The organism is Vibrio sp. YT-19(2023) (assembly GCF_033337395.1).
This window is the reverse complement of record NZ_JAWOQN010000133.1, coordinates 1-1,155: the sequence shown is the minus strand read 5'-3', so window position 1 is coordinate 1,155 and position 1,155 is coordinate 1. Positions and strand designations below refer to the sequence as shown.

Below are 1,155 nucleotides of genomic sequence, written 5' to 3'. Positions count from 1 at the left end.
ACAGACATTTCTAAGGGGGGAGTATGTTGACGATACTGTTGATTGCATTGGCGCTGTATATTTTCTGGCTACTGTTTCGAAATGGCCCTGCATTTGCCGAGCGACTCCCAGACCACAAACGCAATTGGGTTGGCCCCACCGCTAATCAAGAAGAATGGCGCGGCTATTGTGCGGACGTATTTCAACCTTTTAGTTCCCGCACGACTTTCTATGCTATTGCCTATTTTGCCAATTATATTGCAGTGGCGAATGCGATCTCTTGGTCCATCGTCTACGAAGGCAATTATCCTGTTATGATGAGCCGTTTCGGCAGCTACTTTATTGTTAGTACGCACGACGCCATGCTGGTAGCTGGATTTGTTTCTCTGGCTTTTTTTATCATCAACTGGCAATTGGCGATGCACTGCGCGAGTTTACTCAGCCAATATTTAGTGCGAATCCTCATCATCAATCGCACGCGTTTTGTCGCGATGAGTTTAGTGCTCAGCAGCTATTTTGCTTACTTGTTAACGATAGGAATTTTTTGGCTGTTTCACGACACGTACTCAATTTGGCAAGGATTGAAACTCACGCCTGCTTTTCTTTTATTAGCGTTATTGTTAGCCGTCGTGTTACCTGCCATGAAAAAAGAAACGTCCGAAAGCGAATAAGCGAGAATCGCTCTACCGTTTGAGTAGTAATTCATGTGCCATTGAGTTAGCATTGCCGACCTTTTTTTCGTCAGTGGGAGGACTCATGTATATTGGCTTTGACTATGGCACTGCAAACTGTTCAGTGGCAAAAATGGAATCAGGCGAGCCTGTTTTGCTAAATCTTGAAGGGGATAGCCCGTTCATTCCTTCCACCCTAGCAGCTCCGACTCGTGAGTCTGTGTCTGAGCATCTGTTTCGTCACCGTGACATCAAACCGTTTGATCAAGTTGGAGAGCAGGTACTGCGCCGCGCAATCAACTTGAACCGAGAAGAGAGCATCGAGCTGGAGCCAGAAGACATCGCGTTTGGTCAGGCAGCGTTGAACCGCTATTTAGAAGATCCACGCGATATCTATTACGTGAAGTCACCAAAGTCGTTTCTTGGTGCATCTGGCTTGCGTGATGTTCAGCTGAGCTTCTTTGAAGATCTGGTTTGCGCTATGATGGACAACATCAAAGCTCAG

1 protein-coding gene and 1 pseudogene are annotated in these 1,155 nt (G+C 46.4%); both read left to right on the top strand.

The window, feature by feature from the left end:
• Positions 1–23: 23 nt before the first annotated feature.
• Entirely contained in the window at positions 24–650 is a 627-nt protein-coding gene (locus R7E78_RS24380; protein ID WP_178327234.1) for a hypothetical protein, read from the top strand.
• An 85-nt stretch (positions 651–735) separates the two neighbouring features.
• Positions 736–1,155 (top strand): annotated as a pseudogene (locus R7E78_RS24375) (molecular chaperone); the annotation flags it as partial.

Coding starts and splice junctions, on each gene's coding strand:
- R7E78_RS24380 (WP_178327234.1), top strand. CDS start 24: ATGTTGACGATACTGTTGATTGCATTGGCGCTGTATATTTTCTGGCTA.